We start from the raw sequence: 21,462 nt of genomic DNA, 5'->3' as shown, positions 1-21,462 counted from the left end.
TTACTCCTTTTCGCCTGGGCCGGCGTGGGCGTTTGGCGACTGTTGCGCGGACTGTGCGGCGCGTCCGCGCGGACCGTGGAAATATTCCTGTACCCAGGGATGGTCGAAGGTCTCGACCTCGGCCAGGGGTGCATTGATGAGCACGCGGCGGTCGGCCAGCACCGCCACGCGATCGCAGATCGTGTACAGGGTATCGAGGTCGTGGGTGATCAGGAACACCGTCAATCCCAGGGCCTGCTGCAAGGTACGGATCAACTCGTCGAAGGCGGCCGCGCCGATCGGATCCAGGCCGGCGGTGGGTTCGTCGAGAAAGAGCAGGGCCGGGTCGAGCGCGAGGGCGCGCGCGATGCCGGCGCGCTTGCGCATGCCGCCGGATAGTTGCGAGGGATATTTCGCTGCGGCGGTATCGGCCAGGCCGGACAGGCGGATCTTCAGCATCGCCAGGTCGTGCACGATGTCGAGCGGCAGCTCGGGGTAGTGTTCCTTCAGCGGCACGGACACGTTTTCCATGACCGTCAGCGACGAGAACAGCGCGCCGTTCTGGTAGAGCACGCCGGTGTTGCGCTCGACGGCCAGGCGCGCGTCCTTGTCCTCGGACAGCGCATTCACGCCCAGCACTTCGATGACGCCGGCCTGCGGGCGTCGCAGGTTGAGGATCGCGCGCATCAGTACCGACTTGCCGGTGCCGGAGCCGCCGACGACGCCGACGATCTCGCCCGGGCGCACGTCCATGTCGAGACTCTCGTGCACGACCTGGTCGCCGAAGGTGTTGGTCAGTCCGCGCACGCGGATCGCCAGCGGCAGTTCCTCCTGGTGCGCCATCGCATGCACGACCACGGCGCTCACCAGTCCATTTCCATGAAGAACAGCGCGGCCAGGGCGTCGAGCAGTATCACCAGCGAAATCGTCTGCACGACGCTGGACGTGGTGCGCTCGCCGACCGACTGCGCCGTGCCCTGGGTCTGGAAGCCTTCCAGGCAGCCGATCAGGCCGATGACGATCGCAAAGATCGGCGCCTTCGACAGGCCGACCCAGAAATGCCGGATCTCGATCGTGTCGTGCACGCGCGCGATGAACATTTCCGGGGAAATGCCCAGGCTGCCGGCACCGACGGCGAGGCCGCCGAACAGGCCGGCGATCATCGCCAGGAAGGTCAGCAGCGGCAGCATGACGATCAGCGCGGTCAGGCGCGGCAGGACCAGCAGTTCGATCGGATCCAGGCCGAGCGTGCGGATCGCATCGATTTCCTCGCCGCTCTGCATCGCGCCGATCTGCGCGGTGAACGCGCTGGCGGTGCGGCCGGCAAGCAGGATCGCGGTCAGCAGCACCGCGAACTCGCGCAGGAAGGAAATCGTGACCAATTCGACGACGAACACCTCGGCACCGAATTCGCGCAGCACCGTCGCGCCAAGAAACGCCACCACCGCACCGACCATGAAACTCAGCAGCAGCACCAGCGGCACGGCATCGAGGCCGACGCTTTCCATGTGGTGCACGGTCGCGGTCAGGCGCACGCGCGCCGGGCGCAGCAGGGTGCGGAAGGCGGTTTCCAGGGTGAGGCCGCCGAAGCCGATCAGGGCCTTGATCTCGTTGTAGTAGTCCTCGACCGAATAGCCCAGGCGCGCGAGCATTTCCCGGAAACCGTGGTCGCGGTGGCGGCTGCGCGGCGGTGTTTCGCAGACGCGACGCACCGAATCGACAAGCTTCTGGTGGATCGGCTTGACCTCGACTGTCGCCAGGCCGAGCCCGACGCGCACCGCATAACGCGACAGCAGCATCGCGCCGGTGGAATCGAGACGGGTGATGTCGCGGCCGTCGATGTCCTTGGCGCGCTCGGGCGCGCGCTCGATGAGCGCGAGGATCGCGTCGGCCTGGGGCAGGGTCCATTCGCCCGTGGCGCGCAGGATGTCCGGGTCGGACTGGCTCGGGGTGATGGCGGGGGCGGAACTCATCTGACCGCAAGCATGCAGCAAACCCCGCCCAGGGTCAGCCCTACCCCGGCCAGGGCACGCCGGGTCAGCGGTTCCTTGAGCCAGGCCCAGGCCAGCAGCAGGATGAAGACCGACGCGGTTTCGTTGAGGATCGCCGCGACCGAGGCCTGGGTGTACTTGTAGCCGGCCAGCCACAGCACCATCGCCAGGAACTGACCCACGAAGGCCGCCAGCGCGAGCTTGCGCCAGGGCATGCCGACCTTGGGCGGCGACAACTGCGCAGTTTCTCCGCGCAGCCAGGCGATTGCCGCCATGCCCACGAGCGCACCGAGCATGCGCAGGCCGGTGACCCACAGCAGCGGCTGTGCCTCCAGTACGCGCTTGACCAGCACGATCGAGATCGCCATCAGCACGATCGCGAGCAGGGCAAAGAAGAAACCGCGCAGCACGTGCGCCGGTCGCGGCGCGCTGCCCTGGCGCGGCCAGGCGGCCAGCCACACGCCCAGGCTGACGAGGGCGAAGCCCACCCCCTGCACCGGCAGCAGGCGCTCGTCGAGAAAGGCGAAGCTGAGCACGATCACGAACGGGCTGTAGAAATTGCCGATCACGCCCATGCGCCCGGCGCCGAGTTCGTTGAGCGCGCGGAAGTACAGGGTGTCGGCGATACCGATGCCGAGCAGGCCGCTGCCGACGGCGGCGAGAATCTGCAAACCGTCGAAGGCGGGCAGGCTCAGGCCGTGCAGCAGCGGGATCGCCGGCAATAGCATCGCCAGCACCAGGGCGTTCTTGAGGAAATTCAACTGCAGCGGCGGCAGGGTCGCGCCGAGCTGGCGATACAGCATCACGCCGATCGCCCAGGCCAGGGCACTGAGGATCGAGCACAGTTCGCCGAGTCCGTTCGTCACTGCCGCTTCCTGCCCCGAGACGGGCCATTGTCGGGCGCGCGACGATTTCCTGCCATCCTTTTCATGCCATGCTTTTAGCCATGACCTCGATCGACAACGACGCCCGCGCCCCGTATCTGGTCCGCATCGACTTCCTGATCGAACTCGCGCGCCGTCTTCACATCTACGGCACGTCCGCGCAGCGTCTGGAGGCAGCGGTCAGCCAGGTCGCGCAGCGGCTGGATATCGAGGCGCAGATCTGGTCGAACCCGACCGGCATGCTGATCAGTTTCGCGGACGTCGAGCGGGGTGCGCCGCACCAGATCACCCAGATCATCCGCCTCGAACCGGGCGACACCAATCTGGGTCGGCTCGCGGCGGCCGACGCGATCGCCGAGGACGTGCTGTCGGGCAAACTCGATATCGCCGAAGGCCTGCGCGCGATGCGTGCGCTCGACCGGCCGCCACGCGTCTACGCCAAACCGCTGGCGGTTTTCAGTTTCGGCCTGGCTTCGGCCTCGGTCACCGGCCTGCTGCAGCACACCGGCTGGGCGGACCTGTGCACGGCGGCGATTCTGGGCGTGCTCGTCGGTGCGCTGACGGTGTACAGCGAAACCCGGCCGCGTCTGCGCGACGCGCACGAAGCGCTCGCGGCGTTTATCGTCACGCTCGCCGCCGGTGCGGTGTCTAGCTTCATCGCACCGCTGTCGCTGCAGGGCGTGATCGTCGCCGCGCTCATCGTGCTCATGCCCGGCCTGACCCTGACCAATGCGGTCTCGGAACTGACGAGCCAGCAGCTAGTGTCGGGCACCGCGCGTTTCGCCGGCGCGCTGACGATCCTGCTCAAGCTCACCTTCGGCGCCGTCGCCGGTGCGCACGTGGTCGGCTTGTTGGGCTGGCAGGCCTTGTCGAATGCCGATGCCACCGCGCTGCCGAACTGGGTGCCGTGGCTGACCCTGCTGGCGGGCTCGTTCGCGTTCGCGGTGCTGTTCAAGGCCGCGCGCCGCGACGTGCTGCTGGTCATGGCTTCGGTCTGGCTGGGTTATCTCGCGACCAAACTCGCCGCGACGCTGCCGGGCGCGGACAACAACACCGTGCCGACCGGCGTGTTTTTCGCGAGCATGGTGGTGACGGCGGTGTCGAACGCCTACGGCCGCTACTGGAACCGGCCCGGCGCGCTCATCCGCGTGCCCGGCATCATCCTGTTGGTGCCGGGCAGCCTGGGCTTCCGCAGTTTCAACTTCGTGTTCGAGCGCGACGTGATGCTCGGCCTGGACACCGCGTTCGGTGTCATCACCGCCTTGATCGCCCTGGTCGCGGGCATCCTGTTCGGCAGCCTGCTGATTTCGCCGCGACGAAATCTCTGACGCTTACGGCCAGCGGCGCAGCACCAGCGTGGCATTGGTGCCGCCGAAACCGAAGCTGTTCGACATCACGGTATCGAGCTTCGCGTCGCGCGACACGCGCACCAGCGGCATGCCCTCGGCCGCGGGATCGACCTGGTCGATGTTCGCCGAGCCGGCGATGAAGCCGCCCTGCATCATCAGCAGGCAGTAGATCGCCTCGTGCACGCCGGCCGCGCCGAGCGAATGGCCCGACAAGGACTTGGTTGAGGAGAACGGCGGCACCGCGTCACCGAACACGTCCTTGATCGCGCCCAGTTCGGCCAGATCGCCGACCGGCGTGGAGGTGCCGTGCGTGTTGAGGTAGTCGATCGGGCCGTCGACCGTCGCCAGCGCCTGGCGCATGCAGCGTGCCGCGCCTTCGCCCGAGGGCGCGACCATGTCGGCGCCGTCCGAGGTCGCGCCGTAGCCGACGATCTCGGCGAGGATGCGCGCGCCACGGGCCTGCGCATGGTCGAGCGATTCGACCACGACCATGCCGCCGCCGCCGGCGATGACGAAACCATCGCGTTCGGCGTCGTAGGCGCGCGAGGCGCGTTCCGGCGTCGCGTTGTACTTGGATGACAGCGCGCCCATCGCGTCGAACAGCATCGTCTGCGACCAGTGCAGTTCCTCGCCGCCGCCGGCGAAAACCATGTCCTGCTTGCCCAGCTGGATCTGCTCCATCGCCGCGCCGATGCAATGGGCGGAGGTCGCGCAGGCCGAAGCGATCGAATAGTTCACGCCGCGGATGCCGAACGCGGTCGCGAGATTGGCCGAGACCGTCGAGGTCATCGTGCGCGTGACCATGTACGGACCGACGCGGCGCACGCCCTTGGCACGCAGAAGATCGGCGGCGTCGACCTGGTTGGCGCAGGAGCCGCCACCGGAACCGGCGATCACGCCGATGCGCGGATCGGACACCTGGTCGCGCGCCAGGCCGGCATCGGCGAGTGCGTCTTCCATCGACAGATAGGCGAAGGCGGCGGTGTCGGCCATGAAACGGCGCAGCTTGCGGTCGATGCGGCCGTCGAGGTCGGCTTCGACCACGCCGCCGACCTGGCTGCGAAAACCCAGTTCGGCGTATTCGGGAATCGCGCGGATACCGGCGCGGCTGTCGCGCAGGGCGGCCGTCACGGTCTGGCGGTCGTTGCCGAGGCAGGAAGTCAGGCCGAGGCCGGTGATGACGACGCGTTTCATGACGGACTCACATCGAATCGGTGGAAGTGAACAGGCCGACGCGCAGGTCGGTCGCGGTATAGATCTCGCGGCCGTCTACGAACATCTTGGCGTCGGCGATGGCGAGCACCAGTTTGCGTTCGACCACCCGCTTGATATCGATAACGTAACTCACCAGTTTTGCGGTCGGCAAAACCTGGCCCGCAAATTTCACCTCGCCCACGCCGAGCGCGCGACCGCGGCCGGGGTTCTGTTTCCAGCAAAGGAAGAAGCCGACCAACTGCCACATCGCATCCAGGCCCAGGCAACCGGGCATCACCGGATCGCCTTCGAAATGGCAGCCGAAAAACCACAGGTCCTTGTGGATGTCGAGTTCGGCGCGGATCTGACCCTTGCCGTGCACGCCGCCGTCGTCGTCGATGTGCGTGATGCGATCGAGCATCAGCATGTTGGGCAAGGGCAGGCGGCCGTTGCCGGGCCCGAACATCTCGCCATGGCCGCAGGCGATGAGCTGTTCGCGCGAAAAAGAGGCTTGCATCGAGGGTCTTCCTTGAACGTCGCAGGGACGGCGACTCAACCCGAATTATTCACATGCCCCGTGACACTCCGCGACTACATACAGGGGCGTACTTTCCAAGGCCTTGATTGGCTTATCCCCTACGGCGACGTATGCGACGCGGCCCCGGGTGCGGGGCCTTGCCGATTGCGCGGTCGCCGCACGACGTCCGCGTGCTCGATCACTCCAGGCCGAGCTGCGCGAACAGGGCAGCGCGATCGAGATTGACCGCTTCGGCGTCACGACGCGCGCGGTACTCGAAGGTGCCGGCCGCCAAGCCGCGTTCGGACACGACGACGCGGTGCGGGATGCCGATCAGTTCCATGTCGCCGAACATCACGCCCGGACGCAGACCACGATCGTCGAGGCAGGCGTCGACACCGCGCGCATTGAGGTCGATGTACAGCGCCTGCGCTGCTTCGACCACGGCCGGATCGTTTTTCGGATTGATGATGCACACCGCGACGCGCCACGGCGCCATCGGCTCGGGCCAGCAGATGCCATTTGCATCGAAGTTCTGTTCGATCGCCGCGGCGACGATGCGGCTCACGCCGATGCCGTAGCAGCCCATGAACATCACCTGCGCCTTGCCTTCGGCATCGAGCACGGTGGCCTTCATCGCCTCGGCGTATTTCTGGCCGAGTTGGAACACGTGGCCAACTTCGATGCCGCGCGCGATGCCCAGCGTGCCCTGGCCGTCGGGCGAGGGATCGCCGGCGACGGCGTTGCGGATGTCGGCGACCAGGTCCGGCTCGGGCAGATCCCGACCCCAGTTCACGCCGGTGAGGTGGAAGCCTTTTTCGTTGGCGCCGACGACCAGGTCGGCCATCGCGGCGACGCTGCGATCGGCGATGACGGTGATGGGCTGCAGCGGTTTCACCGGGCCGAGGAAGCCCGGCTCGCTGCCGAGGTGCGCAAGGATTTCCGCTTCCGTCGCGAGACGGTATTCCGCCAGGCCCGGCAGCTTCGCCAGCTTGATCTCGTTGACCATGTGGTCGCCGCGCACGAGCGCGAGCACGAAGCCCTGCTCGCCGATCATCGCGACCGATTTCACCGTGCTCGCGAGTTCGATGCCGAGCAGCTTGGCGACTTCCTCGCAGGTGCGCTGCCAGGGCGTGACGACTTTCGCCATCGCCGCGCTCGCCGGCGCGCGCGGACCGGGCGCCAGCGCCTCGGCCATTTCGGTGTTCGCGGCGTAGTCGGAGCCGTCCGAGAACGCGATCGCGTCTTCGCCCGAATCGGCGAGCACGTGGAATTCATGCGAGGCGCTGCCGCCGATCGCGCCGGTGTCGGCGTTGACCGCACGGAACTTGAGGCCCAGGCGCGTAAAGATGCGCGAATACGCGTCGTACATCGCCTGATAGGTGACGGCCATCGATTCCGCAGTGAGGTGGAACGAGTAGGCGTCCTTCATCAGGAACTCGCGTGCGCGCATCACGCCGAAGCGCGGGCGGATCTCGTCGCGGAACTTGGTCTGGATCTGGTACACGTTCAGCGGCAACTGCTTGTAGCTGCGCAGCTCGTTGCGCGCGAAATCGGTGACCACTTCCTCGTGCGTCGGGCCGTAGGCGTACTCGGCGTCCTTGCGGTCGCGGATCTTCAGCAGCTGGCCGCCGAATTTCTGCCAGCGACCGGTTTCTTCCCACAATTCCTTCGGCTGGATCGAGGGCATCAGCATTTCGATCGCGCCGGCGCGGTTCATTTCCTCGCGGACCACGCGCTCGACATTGCGCAACACGCGCAGGCCCAGCGGCGACCAGGTGTACAGGCCGGCGGCGAGCTTGCGGATCATGCCGGCCTTGAGCATCAGCTGGTGGCTGATCACTTCGGCGTCGGCGGGGGTTTCTTTCGAGGTCGAGAGGTGGAACTGGGACAGGCGCATGGGCGGGCTGGCGGGCTTCGAAGACGGGAAGCGGCCATTGTAGCGGGCCGTCCGCTCAGTTCGGCGGCTCGGGCGCTGGCGCGCTGCTCGAAATCACGTTCTGGTCCGCGCGCAGCGTGACCTTTTCGTAGTGACGGCCTTTGGGCGGCTGGTCGGTGATCTGCAGCACACCGTTCGCATCGCGCCAGCGATAGAGCGGGTGGGGCGCGTTGGCGTCGCGGCGTGCGGTCTCGTCGCCCGCCCCCGGGTCGGATGCCGTGCGCGGGGTTTCATGGCGATTCCACCAGGTCAGGCCAGCGGCCAACAGGACGCCGGCGAGGATAGCCAGGAACAGCTTCACGGCGCGCCCGCGCCGGTTACGGGGTCTTGCAGAAGGCGGCGACCTGCCGTTCCGCGAGGTCCTTGGCGGCGGCGCGATCTTCGTCCGTCATCCGTTCGGTCTGGCCGTCGCCGTCCTTGTCGATGACCAGGGCCGTGCCCTTCGCCAGCAGATCCAGGCTCAATTTCGCGCGCAGGCAGGCGGTGTCTTCGGGCGTCGGCTTCGGCGGCGCGACTTCCGGCGTGTGGACCTTGATGTCCCGCGCCTGGCTGCGAACCTTGTCCGGTTCGATCTGGGTGTAGTGGACCACGCCATTGGCATCGGTCCATTTGTAGACGCGATCCTCGGCCGAGGCGAGCAGGGGCAACGCGACGAGCAAGGCGATGGCAAGCAGGGTTGGACGGGACATGGCAGCCTCCGCGGGGGGTCGACGCGATCTAGTTATCACCCCCGACCCCCGCTGGCAAGCGGGCGGCTATGGGCCGCCGGGCGTAGCCGTTACACTCCTCGCATGGAACCGACCGACGACCGCCCGCGCCCGCGCAGCCGCCATATCTACCTGCTGCCGAACCTGCTCACCACCTGCGGCTTGTTCTCGGGCTTTTACGCGATCCTGTCCGCGGCCAACGGCCAGTTCGTGCCGGCCTGCGTGGCGGTGTTCGTCGCCGCGCTGTTCGACGGCGTCGACGGCCGGGTCGCGCGCCTGACCGGGACGAGCAGCGAATTCGGCGTGCAGTACGACTCGCTTGCCGACCTGATCAGCTTCGGCATGGCGCCGGCCCTGGTGATGTATCACTGGGCCCTGGTCGCGCTGAAACTCGACGGGCCGCTGGCCGGCAAGCTCGGCTGGGCGGCGGCCTTCCTCTACGTCGCTTGTGCGGCCCTGCGCCTGGCGCGCTTCAACACCCAGGTCGGCGTCGTCGACAAGCGCTGGTTCATCGGCTTGAACAGCCCGTCCTCGGCGGCGGTGATGATGTCCTTCGTCTGGTCGATGAACGACTTCCAGTTCAGCGGTGAATCCCTGCGCTACGTCGCGGCGGCGGTGACGGTGGCCTGCGCGCTGCTGATGGTCAGCCGGATCCGGTACACGAGCTTCAAGGGCGGCGCCAAGGCCGAGGAGTCCCCGGCGACGAGCGGCACCGATGCCAAGAAGAGCGAGCGCGTGCCGTTCTGGGCGATGTTGCTGGTGGTGGGCGTGCTGGTCGCGCTGATGGTCGATCCGCCGCGCGTGCTGCTGGCGCTGGCCCTGCTGTATGCCCTGTCCGGTCCCGCGTACTGGGTCTGGACGAAAGTGATGCGCAAGCCGGTCGCATGAGCTGGTCCGGCGAACAGCAGCGTTTGCTCGGTGCGATGGGCTACACGCTCTACCAGCGCGCGGGTGTCGCCGTGGCGCCGGTTGCGCCGATGGCGGACAGCGATGCGCCGGCCGCGACGGCTGCACCGGCAAGCGCGGGAAAACTGCTGCAAGCCCTGCAGCGCGCCGCCAACGGGCGCGACATCGCGGCCCTGATCACCGATCTCGAGGCCCTGCGCCGCGATCCGCGCGGCAAGCGGACGCTGTGGCCGCAACTGCGGGCCCTGCGCCGCGGTCACTGACGCGATGAACGCGCAAGCCGCCGACGCGTCGCAACTGCGGCCGATGCGCCAGACCGACATCGACGCGGTCATCGCGATCGAACAGCGCGCCTATGAATTTCCCTGGACGGCCGGCATCTTCCGCGACTGCCTGCGCATCGGCCACCAGTGCTGGGTGTTCGAGGCGCGCGCGGGCATCATCGGCTATGGCGTGCTCAGCTGCGCGGCCGGCGAAGCGCATGTGCTCAATGTCTGCGTCGCACCCGAGCACCAGGGGCATGGCCACGGCCGGCGATTGTTGCGACGTCTGATCGATCTGGCGCGCTGGCACATGTCCGACCGCGTGTTCCTGGAAGTGCGGCCGTCGAATCCGAACGCGATCGCCTTGTACAACGACGAAGGTTTCAACGAGATCGGCCGGCGCCCGAACTACTACCCGGCCGCGAAAGGTCGCGAGGACGCGATCGTCATGGCGATGGAATTGCTCGCGCCCGAATCGCAGTGGCCGCCGAAGCTCTGACTTCGGTGGCCCGCGTTACCGCCTGATCACAGGCGTTTTTGTTGCTCGAGCAGGGCGCTGAGCTGGTTGTTCCAGTCCCCCAGGCGCGTGCGTTCCTGTTCGACCACGGCCGCCGGCGCGTTGGCGACGAAGGTGTCGCTGGCGAGCTTGCCCTGGCATTTGCCGATCTCGCCCTGGATGCGCTTGATCTCTTTTTCCAGGCGCGATTTTTCCGCGGACAGGTCGATGAGGCCGGCCAGCGGGATATGGAACTTGAGGCCGCCCAGGGGTGCCATCGCCGTGGCCGGCGCCTCGCCCTGCAGCCATTCGATCGATTCCAGACGCGCCAGGAATTTCAGCGAGGCGCTATGCCGCGCGATCTGGCCTTCGTCGTCGGCCTGGCCTTCGAGCAGCAGGGGAATAGCCTTGTTCGGTGCGATCGTCATCTGGCTGCGGATCGAGCGCAGCTGGGTGACCGCCGCCTTGAGCCATTCGATGTCGTTCGCGGCGGTCGGATTCATCAAGCCGGCGTCGAATTCGGGATAGGGCTGCGTGCTGATCGACTCGCCACCGACGCCGATCTTGGGTGCCACGGCGTGCCAGATTTCCTCGGTGATGAAGGGAATCAGCGGATGCAGCGCGCGCAGCAGGATCTCGAGCACATACAGCAGGGTGTGTCGCGTGCTGTTGGCCGCGACCGGGTCGTCGCCGGTCAGGGCGGGCTTGGCCAGCTCCAGGAACCAGTCGCAATACTCGTTCCAGGCAAATTCGTACAGCGACTGCGCGACCTGGTCGAAGCGGTAGTCTTCGTAACCTTTCTCCACATTCAGCAGCATGTTCTGCAAGCTGTGCAGGATCCAGCGCTCAGCGTCGGTCTTGGGCTCGGGCGCGCCGGCAGCAGCGAAATCCTCGCAGTTCATCAGCACGAAGCGCGCGGCGTTCCACAGCTTGTTGCAGAAGTTCTTGTAGCCTTCGGCGCGATTGAGATCGAACTTGATGTCGCGACCATGGGTCGCGAGCGAAGCGAAGGTGAAGCGCAGTGCGTCGGCGCCGAAGGCCGGGATGCCGTCCGGAAATTCCTTGGCCGTGGCTTTCTCGATCTTCGGCGCGTCGGTCGGTTTCATCAGACCGGTCGTACGCTTCGCGATCAATGCCTCAAGGGTGATGCCGTCGATGATGTCGATCGGGTCGAGCACGTTGCCCTTGGACTTGGACATCTTCTGTCCGTCCTTGTCGCGCACCAGGCCGGTGATATAGACGTCCTTGAACGGCACTTCGCCGGTGAAGTGGTCGGTCATCATGATCATCCGGGCAACCCAGAAGAAAATGATGTCGAAGCCGGTGACGAGCACCGACGTCGGCAGGCGCTTGGAGAAATCGTATTTCGCCATGTCGCCGCCGTCGGGCCAGCCGAGCGTGCTGTGCGACCACAGGGCGGACGAGAACCAGGTCTCAAGGACGTCGCTTTCGCGCGTCAGCGCCACGTCAGCAGCGAGATCGTGCACGCGCCGGACTTCGGCTTCGTCGCGACCGACATAGATCTTGCCGTTCGCGTCGTACCACGCCGGAATCTGGTGGCCCCACCACAGCTGGCGCGAGATGCACCAGTCCTGGATGTTGCTCATCCAGTGGCGATAGGTGCTGATCCAGTTCTCGGGCACGAAACGCACCGAGCCGTTCTCGACGAGTTCCAGGCCGCGCGCCGCCAGCGTGTCCATTTTCACGAACCACTGGTTGGTCAGATAAGGCTCGATGACTTGGCCGGTGCGATCGCCGCGCGGGACCTGCAGTTTGTGTTTTTTCTCTTCGACCAGCAGGCCGGCGGCCTCGAGATCGGCGAGCACGGCCTTGCGCGCGACATAGCGGTCCAGGCCGCGGTATTTGGCCGGGGCGTTGTCGTTGATCTCGGCGGTCGGCGTGAGGATGTTGATCATCGGCAGGCCGTGACGCTGGCCGACGGCGTAGTCGTTGAAGTCGTGCGCCGGCGTGACCTTGACGACACCGGTGCCGAACTCGCGATCGACGTAGTCGTCGGCGATGATCGGAATCTCGCGGTCGCTCAGCGGCAGGCGCACGGTCTGGCCGATCAGGTGCGAATAGCGCTCGTCCTCCGGATGCACCATGACGGCGGTGTCGCCGAGCATGGTCTCGGGGCGCGTGGTCGCCACGACCAGGGCGCCGTCGCCGTTGCTGAGCGGATACGAGATCGACCACAGCTTGCCGTCTTCTTCTTCGCTGACGACTTCGAGATCCGAGATCGCGGTCTTCAACACGGGGTCCCAGTTGACGAGGCGCTGGCCGCGATAGATCAGGCCCTGTTCGTGCAGGCGCACGAAGGTTTCAACGACGGCCTTCGACAGGCCCTCGTCCATCGTGAAGCGTTCGCGACTCCAGTCGCCGGACGTGCCGAGGCGACGCATCTGGCGGGTGATGGTGTCGCCGGATTGCTTCTTCCATTCCCAGACTTTTTCGATGAACTTGTCGCGGCCAAGGCCGTCGCGGGTCAGATTCTCGCGGGACAGGTTGCGGCCGACGACCATTTCGGTCGCGATGCCGGCATGGTCGGTACCGACCTGCCAGAGGGTGTCGAAGCCGCGCATGCGGTGGTAGCGGACCAGGGCATCCATGAGGGTGTGCTGGAAGGCATGGCCCATGTGCAGGGTGCCGGTGACGTTCGGCGGGGGCAGCATGATGGTGTAGGGCTTGCCGGTCCCGGACGGCTTGAAGCAGCCGGTGGTCTCCCAATGGGAATACCACTTGGTCTCGAAAGTCTGCGGCTCGAAGCTCTTGTCCATGGGGCTCACTGCAAAGGGCAAAGACGGCACGCCCGGCGCAGGGCCGGGCGGCTGTCGGGTCGAATTGATACCCAAATCCTATCAAAACAGGGCTTTGGGCGCGATGCGGATGGAAATCTGGGCTGAGGCGCACGCGTCGGCGACCGGCGGGGGCATCGTCGGTGGTCGCTCGGGCGCGAGCGCCATCCTGGCCAGCGCACGAGCGACCGTTACGGCCATCCATGGCCTTCACTCCACCCACGATGCCCCCGCCGGTCGCCGACGCTCGAGCAGATTGGAAGGGTGAACGAAGAGCTTGTCGCTTCTGACTCTCGCGAAACTTGCTTCGAGCAGTGGTGACCCGAGGGGCTAGCCGCGACGAAATGCCGGCCAGGATGGCCGGCATGGCCGCTCGTGAGCTGGCCACGGATGGCGCTTGCGACCGAGCGGTCGTCGCGGCTAGCCCCTCGGGTCGCCGCTGCGACCTAGGGCCACGTTTGCTCAGCTCAATTCGGCAAACGCATCGCGGGTGAGGTTTTCCGGAGCGCCGTCGGTGCAGTGCACTTCGTCTTCGATGCGCACGCCGCCGAATTTCGCGAGGTGCTCGACGTTTTTCCAGTTCACCGCGTGGCCGTGTTGGCTTTCTTTGAGTTTGGCCAGCAGCGTCGGGATGAAATACAGGCCCGGCTCGATCGTGACCACCATGCCGGGCGCCAGCGTGCGCGTCATGCGCAGGAACGGATGGCCGGCGGGGCGCGGGATGAGCTGGCCGTTTTCGTCGGTGTAGCCGGCGATGTCGTGCACCTGCAGGCCGATCGGATGGCCCAGGCCGTGCGGGAAGAAGGTCGAGGTCACGCCGGTTTCCAGCATCGCGCCCGGGTCCATGTCGACGATGTCCAGCGCCTTGAGCACGCGGCCCAGGCGCAGATGGCAGTCCAGGTGCAGATCGCGATAGTCCGTGCCGGCGCGCACGTTCGCGCACAGCGCCAGTTGTTCGCGTTCGACCGCATCGATCAGGGCCTGGAAGTGCGCGTCGCCATTGCCCCAGGTGCGCGTGATGTCGGACGCGTAGCCGTCGACTTCCGCGCCGGCATCGATCAGCAGCGCGCGGTGCTGCGCCGGTGCCTGCGTGTTTTTGTACTGGTAGTGCAGCGTCGCGCCGTTTTCGTTGAGGCCGATGATGTTGTTGTAGGGCAGGTCCGGATCGGTGTGACCGGTAGCGGCCAGGTAGGCGGCGTGGATCTGCGCTTCCGACTGTCCCGCGAGGAAACCGGCGCGCGCGGCCAGATGTCCCGGCACCGCGCGGCGTTGCGCCAGACGCTGGCGCGAGAGTTCGTACGGCGTTTTGTAAGCGCGCTGGAAATGCAGCGCGTTGAGCACCGACTCGGGATTGTTGGGCGCGAAACCCGGCAGGCCGGAGTCGTCTTCGCCAATGATGGCGGACCGGCCGGTGCTCGGCAGGTGGTGTACGGCGTCCGCCGGCTCGGACAGGATGCGTATGTCGAAATGTTCCACCCAGTCGCCTTCCGGCGCCGTGGGCGGCACATGCCAGTAGTCGTCAGGCTGGTAGTAGGCGAGCACGGGCTTTTTGCCCGGCGTGTACGCGATCCAGCTGTACGGATGCTGGGTCAGCGGCAGCCAGTGCAGGAAATGCGGATTGGCCTTGAACGGATAATGCATATCGTCCAGGAATCGGTACTTGGCGATCCCGGAAGTAATGATCATGTGATCAAAACCGCATTTTTGCAGCGCCAGGTCGGTCCGCGCCTTGATTGTCGCAAGGTGGTCGCTGTAAACAGTAGAAGCTGAAGCTGCCATGGCTCGGGATCCGTCCGGATATCGTGCCAATTCTGCCTTATCCGGACAGCCGGGGACGAGTCGATGGACAGGCGTCGCGACGATGGTGGGTTCCTCGGACAGCCTGCCTGGCTCTGGACCGTCGGTGCGCTGGTGCTGGGCATGGCGATGACTGCGTTCACCACCCAGGTCCATCACGCCGCGCTCGTGCAGGCCGAACGCGCGCAGTCCGAACGCGTCGCCGAGCGCAGCTTCGATGCCGTGCAGTCGCAGTTGGCCAATTGCGGCTTGTTGGCGCGGTCGGTGCAGGCCTTGTTTCTTGCCTCGCGGGACGTGACGGCGGAAGAGTTCGACACGATCTACGCCAACCTGCATCCGCAGGAGCTTTTTCCCAGCCTGCAGGCGATCGGCGTCGCCCATCGCGAACTGCGTGCCGACGGCGAGCATTTCATCACTGACCTGGTCGCGCCGCGTGCTGGCAACGATCGTCTTCATGGTCTGGACATCACCAGCCAGCCGGCGAACCTGCGCGCGCTGATTTATTCGCGCGACACCGACCAGCCGGCGATGTCCGGCGCGTTCGAGCTGATCCAGCGCGCGGGTCTGCCCGGCCCGAAAGACGGCGTGATCATCCGTCTGCCGGTCTTTTCTCCCGGGGCGCCACCGACGTCACCGGCCGAGCGCGTGACGCGCCTGACCGGCTCGCTGGCCGTGTCGTTCCAGGTGAGCACGCTCATCGAACGCGCGCTGCCGAAAGAGGCGCGCGAGGATTTCGACATCCGCATCACCGACGTGACCGATGGCGTGCCGCATTCACTGTTCGCCAGCGACGCGGCAAAGGCGTCTGTCGTTGCTCCCAAGGCGCTGAGCTATCGCTATCAGCGCGACATCCGCTACGGCGGACGCACCTGGCGCATGCAGCTGGTCGGCGCGCCGGGCAAGATGCAGTCGGTCTCGCTGCCCGCCATGACCTTTGCGACCGGCACGCTCGCCAGCCTGCTCATGGCCTCGCTGGCCTGGTCCTTGGCCAATACTCGCGCGCGTGCGTTTCGCCTGGCCAAGGACCTGTCCGCGCAGTATCGCGACAGCGAGGCGCGCTTCCGTGCGCTGAACGAACTGCTGCCCACGCTCGTGCTGCTGGCGCGGGCCGAGGACGGCTCGCTGGCCTACGCCAATCACGCCGCGCGCGAACGCCTGCTGATCCCCGATCCCGAGCAGAGCGGCAAGACGCTCGTGGAACTGTTCGAGGACGACGGCCTCGAAGAACAGTTCGAGGACATCGCCAAGGGCGGCTGGGCGATGATCAATCGTTCGGTGCGCGTGCGCAGCAGCGGCCGGCGCGCTTACTGGATGACGCTGTCGGTGTCGCTGATCTCGCTCGAAGGCAAGCCGCACCTGCTCGCCGTCGCCAACGACATCACCGAATTGCGCGAGCTCAATGAACTGCTCGGCTACCAGGCCAGCCACGATGCGCTGACCGGCTTGCCGAACCGGCGCGATTTCGTGCGCCGGCTCGATGCGGCGATCGCGACAGCGGACGAGAGCCGGCAGGTCGCGATGTTCTATCTGGACTTGGACCAGTTCAAGATCGTCAACGACACCTCCGGCCATGCGGCCGGCGATCAGTTGCTGGCGCAGCTGGCCAATCTGCTCAGCAGCCACCTGATCCAGGGCGAAGTCATCGCGCGTCTCGGCGGCGACGAATTCGGCATCCTGATCGAACGCACCACGCCCAGCGAAGCGCTGGCGTTCGGCGAGCGCATGCGCCGCGAGATCGAGGAGTTCCAGTTCACCTGGCAGGAGCGGCTCTACACCATCAGCGCCAGCATCGGCATGGTGATGATCGGCGAGCCGGGACGTCATCAACGCGAGGTGTATTCGCAGGCCGACACCGCTTGCTACATGGCCAAGGAACGCGGTCGCAATCGCGTGCAGCTGTATTCGGAGAACGACCAGGAGATCGTGCGCCGGCGCAGCGAACTGCAATGGGCCAGTCGTCTGCGCCAGGCGCTGTCGGAAGGGCGGTTCATCCTGTATTTCCAGGAGCTGGGTCCCTTGCAGGCGCAGGGCGAGGGCCAGGGCGTGCATTTCGAGCTGCTGATCCGCTTGCGCGACGAAAAGGGCGGCATGGTGCCGCCGGGCGATTTCATCCCCGCGGCCGAACGCTACGGCCTGATGCCGCAGCTCGATCGTTGGGTGGTGGAAACGGCATTCGCCAATTTCAACCACCTGCATCCGTCCGGGCAGCCGGTGCGCTTGTGCGCGATCAACCTATCGGCCTTGACCATCGAAGACGACACCTTCCCGAGCTTCGTCATCGAGAAACTGCAGGCCTATGGCGTGCCGGCCGATCGCGTCTGTTTCGAGATCACCGAAACTGCGGCGGTGGCGAGCATGACGCGTGTCATCGCGATGATGAATCGCCTGCGCGAGATCGGCTGCCATTTCTCGCTCGACGATTTCGGCGCCGGCATGGCTTCGTTCGGCTATCTGAAGAACTTCCCGATCGATTACATCAAGATCGACGGCAGCTTCATCCGCAACATCGAGACCGATGCGGTCAGTCTGTCGATCGTGCGCGCCGTCACCGACATCGGGCATCAGCTGGGTCTGGTCGTGGTCGCCGAATGGGTCGCGGACGAGCGGGCCCGCGACATCTTGCGCGAGCTGGGCGTCGACTACGCGCAGGGCTTCCTGATCCACAAGCCGCAGCCGGTATCCCGGCAGGACTGAGCGCGCGTCAGGGCGTGCAGCCCGGCCCCAGGTCGATCGGATCGCCAAGCGAGACCGGTTCGCGCAGGAACTGCATGCGTGCGCGCATGCCGCGGGTGATCAGCAGTTCGTTTTCTTCGGTCACCATCAGCGCGCAGCCGACTTTCATCTGCGTGACGATGCGCCGGAAGCCGGCCGGGCCGGCCGCCATCAAGGCGGTCGACGCGGCATCGGCGAGCACGGGGTCGTTGGCGAGCACCGCGGTCGCCGCCGCGCCGCGTGCGGGCATGCCGGTACGCGGATCGAGGATATGACCCCAGCGGCCGCCGTTCGCCGCCTGCCGGAACTTGTTGTAGTTGCCGGAGTTGAAGAAGGCTTCGCGATCGCCGAGTTCGACCATGCCGAGCGCGCCGCCGTAAGGGTCCTTCATGCCGACCTGCCAGGGGCGACCCTGGCCGTCGCCCAGCGCGAGGACGTCGCCGCCGAGACTGATCAGGGCATGACGGATGCCGCGCCGACGGAAAATCGTGTCGATTTCCGCGGCCGCCGCCCCTTCGGCGATCGCGTTGAAATCCAGTTGCACGGCCGGATTGCGACTGGCCAGGCGATCACCTTCGATGCGCACGTCGCGGATGCGCGGTCGCGCGCGCACCCATCCCTGGACTTGCTCGAGCGAAGGCGACGGCGTCGTCACGGGAAATTCCGAGGTATGAAATCCCCACAGCTCGACCAGGCCGCCGACCGAGGGATCGAGCAGGCCGTCGCTGCTCACCGCGAACTCCTGCGAGCGTCGCACCATCTCGATGATCGAAGCCGGCGCTGGCGCGGACTGGCCGACGCGGAACGCGGCATTGATGCGGGTCAGGTCGGAAGGTTTCCAGGCATGCCACTCGCGTTCGCGCTGTACCAGTCGCGCCGAGGCTTCGGCGATCGCCGCTTCGGCCACGGCCGGCGAGCTGCCGCGGATCTCGATGTCGGCGACCGAGCCGAAGACATGCAGTTGTTCGCTGGTAACCGGGCCGCTGCGCTGGCAGGCGGCCAGCAGGCACAGCCCGATCAGCAGGAGTGCGCGCCGGGGCACGCGCTCAGACGTACTGGCTGCCGGGGGCGTCGACCCATTCGCGGATGAAGGCGAGATCGGTCGGCGCGACATCGATGAAGCGGAAGCCGGTCCAGACCTGGCCGGGTGCGGCGGCGTCATCGGCCCATAGTTCGTGTGCGCCGACTTCGATCGCGCGTTCGACACCGGCGTGATCGGGCAGACGGAAGCGCAACTGGTAGAGGGCATCGTTCATCAGCGGATGGTGCAGGATCAGCAGCATGCCCGATTCGGACAGATTGCTGAGCTTGCCGACCGGCTGCTCGGTGATGGTGTCGACGATCTCGACGTTGTAGCCGACCTTGCGGCGTTTGGCGCGGCGGTAGTCGTTCATTGGGCGGGACTCGCGACAGCAGGGGTCTGACCGGCGAAGGAGCGCAGCGCGTTCATCACCGTGTTCCAGGCGCGATCGATCAGCGAGCCTTTCTCTTCGTCGATGATGCGCACCTGGCCACGGACCATCATGCGCGCGAGGCTGTCGAGCGTGTGCTCGTCGACTTTCTGGCCGCGATGATTGACGAACAACACGTGGCCGGTGACGGTGCTGAACCAGGACAGGCGTCGACGGACTTTGTCGCCCTGCTGGTTGGTGGTGAACTCGAACCAGCTGCCGAACGGCGTCTGCTTGAGCTGCTCGTAACGCGCCTGTTCGGGCGCGGTCAGCGGCACCTTCTTGCTCTTCTTGGCCTTCAGGTCCTCGCCCAGGCGTGCACGCGCCTTCAGGCGCATGGTCAATTCGGTGCGGCTGGCGGCATCGTCTTCGCTGCCCGACTGCGGATGGACCAGGCGTTGCGCGATCGCGGTGGCTTCGTCGCCCTGGTAGCCCACCTGCGAGAGCGCCTGTTCGACTTCCTGCTGCAGGCCGGAGGCGTTTTCACCCAGGGCCGCTTGTTCGCCTGCCGGTGTGCGGGCGATCTGGATCAGTCGTTCGGCGAAGCCCAGCTGCTGCTTCCAGACTTCGGAATCCTCGCCGTGACGCAGCGCGGTCAAGGCCATCACGTCGGTCCAGGCCTGGCTCAGCAGGGTCTGGGTGAACCGCGGCAGGTTCTGCTGCTTGAGCAGATTCTCCATCGCCATGCCGGCGCGTTCGCGCGCATGGGCGAGTTTTTCCTTGCCGCGCGCGGCTTCGACATGCCGGCGCTCTGCAACTTCAGCCTTGCGCGTGATCGTCTGCAGGTGCGCGCTCAGATCTTCGAGCAGGTTGCTGAACAGGCCCATGTCGCCGTCGTACTCGCGCACGGTGCGGTCGACGACGGTATTCATCTTGTTGACGAGCGCTTCGTCGGCTTCGTCGTCGCTGAGCCAGTAGGCACCGGTCTCGGCGATGGTGTTGAGCATCAGGCGGGCCGGATGCTGTTGCTTGGTGAAAAAGCCCTTGTCCTGCAACGCCACGCGCAGCAGCGGCACCTGCAGCTTCGACAGCAGGATCGAGGCAGGGCTATTGGGTTTCACGTCCTTGAGGATGCTGTCGTAGAGCATGCCGACCAGGTCGATCGCGTCGCCATCTTCTTCAGCCAGCGCCGGGGCGGGCTGGTCGGGCGCGGATTGCCGGAGCATCGCAAGCAGGTCCTGCTTGAGATGGGTGACGTTGCGCATCACCGGCTTGCCTTTCTCCATGACCGGCGACGCCGCTTTCACCTGCAGGCTGCCGAGCACGTCCTGAATCTGGTTCTGGGTGGCGACCTGGGTGGGTTCGTTGCCCTCGCGGCCGCGATCGGAACCGAGCTTGCCCAGCAGCTGGCGGCGGCCGGCGAGCAACTGCCGCATGAGCTGGAAATTTTCTTCGGCATTGCCTTCACCGGGACCGGCAGCCGGTCCGGCCGAGCCCGGTCCGCTGACCGGACCAGCGCCCCAGCCATCGGCGGGGGCGCCGGTGGCGGTCGGTTGCCGCGAAGGATGCGAGGCCGGGCCGGTGCGTCCGGTTTCGAGGAAACCCGGATCCGGCGCGTTGGCTGGATCGCCTCCCGTCGAGGCAACGCCGGAGCCGGCGCGGTAGTCGCCGCGCGCCGAGGGCTGGCCGCGATGCACCGGTTCCAGGCTCAGGCCCAGCGTTTCGCCGCCGGCCTGGCCCGGAACGCCACCATGCGGCGAACCGCCAGCCTGCGCGGGTCGATCGGCGGGCGGGGCCTCGAGGGGTTTTTCCGCCGTGTAGCCCTGCGACGCGGGACGCGCGCGCAGCGGCACGTACTGCAGATGCGGCAGCACGCCGTTCTTGGCCAGGAAGGTGTTTACGGCTTCGACCAGGCTGCCGTACATCGGCATGACCTGGCGGTCGAAGGCGCGCAGGAACATCAGGCGGTGTTCTTCGGTGAGTTCGAGGCAGTCGGACGCACTGCGGATCATGCGGCACAGGGCCTGCGGACCGATCGGCAGGGATTCGGGATCGAAGGCCGGTCGTCCGGCGAGCACGCCGAAGCGCTGTCCCAACAGATACAGCGGCAGGCTGCAGCGCAGTTCCGCGCGGCTGGCCATCTCGCTGAGCAAGCTGGTTTCGTCCATCTCCAGGTCGTCGACCAGGGACAGTTCGCTGCCACGCGCACGCAGGGGCGCAAAACCGGCCTTGGTCGGCGGTTCGCGCAGGTTGGCGAGTTCGGCTTCCAGTGCGATCAAAAAGCGCGGCACGAGGTCGTGGCGGTTGCGCTTGATCAGCCGCTGCGATTCCAGCCAGCGGGTCTGCACCATGTTGCTGCGCGCCTGCTCGGCGAACTTGAAAAGCTGTTGCTCGAATTCGTTGAGCGTGGCGACGATGCCGCGTTCGAGTTCGTCCGAGGTGAACTCGAGGATGCCCTCGAGCATGGCGCGAACGCGCCTTGGCAAATGCCGCGATGCCAAGGTTGGCATTGCCTGCGACTGGCCGGCGGATGCAGACATGC

At 66.3% G+C, this 21,462-nt stretch carries 18 protein-coding genes; 5 read left to right on the top strand and 13 right to left on the bottom strand.

Going from position 1 to position 21,462, the window contains the following annotated elements:
- Genes G467_RS0104280 through G467_RS0104270 form a run of 3 tightly spaced genes read right to left on the bottom strand, consistent with a single transcriptional unit; the run spans position 1 to position 2,836 of the window.
- A complete protein-coding gene (locus G467_RS0104280; RefSeq protein WP_026802346.1) occupies positions 1 to 822 on the bottom strand; it encodes an ABC transporter ATP-binding protein in 822 nt (273 codons plus the stop codon).
- Positions 823 to 842: 20 nt separating this feature from the next.
- A complete protein-coding gene (locus G467_RS0104275) occupies positions 843 to 1,952 on the bottom strand; it encodes an MlaE family ABC transporter permease (protein WP_022968496.1) in 1,110 nt (369 codons plus the stop codon).
- Entirely contained in the window at positions 1,949 to 2,836 is an 888-nt protein-coding gene (locus tag G467_RS0104270) for a DMT family transporter (RefSeq protein ID WP_022968495.1), read from the bottom strand. The genes G467_RS0104275 and G467_RS0104270 overlap by 4 nt, the downstream gene beginning before the upstream one ends.
- Positions 2,837 to 2,916: 80 nt before the next feature.
- Between G467_RS0104270 and G467_RS0104265 the strand changes: the two genes are divergently transcribed.
- On the top strand, positions 2,917 to 4,182 hold the full coding sequence (locus tag G467_RS0104265; protein WP_022968494.1) for a threonine/serine exporter family protein: 1,266 nt from the start codon (positions 2,917 to 2,919) through the stop codon (positions 4,180 to 4,182).
- Between the two features lie 3 nt (positions 4,183 to 4,185).
- Here G467_RS0104265 and fabB read toward each other — a convergent pair whose 3' ends face one another.
- The 5 genes from fabB to G467_RS17330 all read right to left on the bottom strand — a co-directional run bounded on the left by fabB (position 4,186) and on the right by G467_RS17330 (position 8,542).
- Positions 4,186 to 5,397: a beta-ketoacyl-ACP synthase I gene (fabB, locus tag G467_RS0104260; protein WP_022968493.1), complete on the bottom strand. Its 1,212-nt coding sequence runs from the start codon at positions 5,395 to 5,397 to the stop codon at positions 4,186 to 4,188.
- A gap of 7 nt (positions 5,398 to 5,404) precedes the next feature.
- Positions 5,405 to 5,914, bottom strand: a complete 510-nt coding sequence (gene fabA / locus G467_RS0104255; RefSeq protein ID WP_022968492.1) for a 3-hydroxyacyl-[acyl-carrier-protein] dehydratase FabA — start codon at positions 5,912 to 5,914, stop codon at positions 5,405 to 5,407.
- Between the two features lie 199 nt (positions 5,915 to 6,113).
- A complete protein-coding gene (locus tag G467_RS0104250; protein ID WP_022968491.1) occupies positions 6,114 to 7,814 on the bottom strand; it encodes a proline--tRNA ligase in 1,701 nt (566 codons plus the stop codon).
- Between the two features lie 55 nt (positions 7,815 to 7,869).
- The gene (locus G467_RS0104245; RefSeq protein ID WP_022968490.1) at positions 7,870 to 8,154 is read right to left on the bottom strand and encodes a DUF4124 domain-containing protein; all 285 of its coding nucleotides are present in this window, start codon (positions 8,152 to 8,154) and stop codon (positions 7,870 to 7,872) included.
- A 16-nt stretch (positions 8,155 to 8,170) separates the two neighbouring features.
- Complete coding sequence (locus G467_RS17330) at positions 8,171 to 8,542, bottom strand: DUF4124 domain-containing protein (protein WP_022968489.1); 372 nt, start codon at positions 8,540 to 8,542, stop codon at positions 8,171 to 8,173.
- Positions 8,543 to 8,644: 102 nt separating this feature from the next.
- On the opposite strand from G467_RS17330, the gene pssA reads away from it, so the two are divergent.
- Genes pssA through rimI form a run of 3 tightly spaced genes read left to right on the top strand, consistent with a single transcriptional unit; the run spans position 8,645 to position 10,228 of the window.
- Positions 8,645 to 9,448, top strand: coding sequence for a CDP-diacylglycerol--serine O-phosphatidyltransferase (gene pssA / locus G467_RS0104235; protein WP_022968488.1), 804 nt, complete (start codon positions 8,645 to 8,647; stop codon positions 9,446 to 9,448).
- Entirely contained in the window at positions 9,445 to 9,729 is a 285-nt protein-coding gene (locus G467_RS15345) for a hypothetical protein (RefSeq protein ID WP_022968487.1), read from the top strand. The genes pssA and G467_RS15345 overlap by 4 nt, the downstream gene beginning before the upstream one ends.
- Positions 9,730 to 9,733: 4 nt before the next feature.
- Positions 9,734 to 10,228 carry a ribosomal protein S18-alanine N-acetyltransferase gene (gene rimI / locus G467_RS0104225; protein ID WP_022968486.1) on the top strand — a complete coding sequence of 165 codons (495 nt, stop codon included), beginning with the start codon at positions 9,734 to 9,736 and terminating at the stop codon, positions 10,226 to 10,228.
- A gap of 26 nt (positions 10,229 to 10,254) precedes the next feature.
- Here rimI and G467_RS0104220 read toward each other — a convergent pair whose 3' ends face one another.
- Together G467_RS0104220 and pepQ are read right to left on the bottom strand one after the other, a co-directional pair.
- A complete protein-coding gene (locus tag G467_RS0104220; RefSeq protein WP_022968485.1) occupies positions 10,255 to 13,011 on the bottom strand; it encodes a valine--tRNA ligase in 2,757 nt (918 codons plus the stop codon).
- 471 nt (positions 13,012 to 13,482) lie between these two features.
- On the bottom strand, positions 13,483 to 14,799 hold the full coding sequence (gene pepQ, locus G467_RS0104215) for a Xaa-Pro dipeptidase (protein WP_022968484.1): 1,317 nt from the start codon (positions 14,797 to 14,799) through the stop codon (positions 13,483 to 13,485).
- Positions 14,800 to 14,862: 63 nt separating this feature from the next.
- On the opposite strand from pepQ, the gene G467_RS15340 reads away from it, so the two are divergent.
- Complete coding sequence (locus G467_RS15340; protein ID WP_022968483.1) at positions 14,863 to 17,511, top strand: bifunctional diguanylate cyclase/phosphodiesterase; 2,649 nt, start codon at positions 14,863 to 14,865, stop codon at positions 17,509 to 17,511.
- 7 nt (positions 17,512 to 17,518) lie between these two features.
- Here the strand turns inward: G467_RS15340 and G467_RS0104205 are convergent, their stop codons facing one another.
- The 3 genes from G467_RS0104205 to G467_RS17155 are packed head-to-tail and all read right to left on the bottom strand — an operon-like array spanning position 17,519 to position 21,430.
- The gene (locus G467_RS0104205) at positions 17,519 to 18,571 is read right to left on the bottom strand and encodes an FAD:protein FMN transferase (RefSeq protein ID WP_022968482.1); all 1,053 of its coding nucleotides are present in this window, start codon (positions 18,569 to 18,571) and stop codon (positions 17,519 to 17,521) included.
- A 4-nt stretch (positions 18,572 to 18,575) separates the two neighbouring features.
- Complete coding sequence (locus G467_RS0104200; protein ID WP_022968481.1) at positions 18,576 to 18,923, bottom strand: PilZ domain-containing protein; 348 nt, start codon at positions 18,921 to 18,923, stop codon at positions 18,576 to 18,578.
- On the bottom strand, positions 18,920 to 21,430 hold the full coding sequence (locus G467_RS17155) for a DUF1631 family protein (RefSeq protein WP_281166665.1): 2,511 nt from the start codon (positions 21,428 to 21,430) through the stop codon (positions 18,920 to 18,922). Before G467_RS17155 ends, G467_RS0104200 begins: the two co-directional genes overlap by 4 nt.
- Positions 21,431 to 21,462 lie beyond the last annotated feature (32 nt).

The sequence above is a fragment of the Arenimonas oryziterrae DSM 21050 = YC6267 genome (genome assembly GCF_000420545.1).
Lineage (GTDB): Bacteria > Pseudomonadota > Gammaproteobacteria > Xanthomonadales > Xanthomonadaceae > Arenimonas > Arenimonas oryziterrae.
Note: the sequence above shows the minus strand (reverse complement) of the source record. Positions and strands in the feature narration are given on the sequence as shown.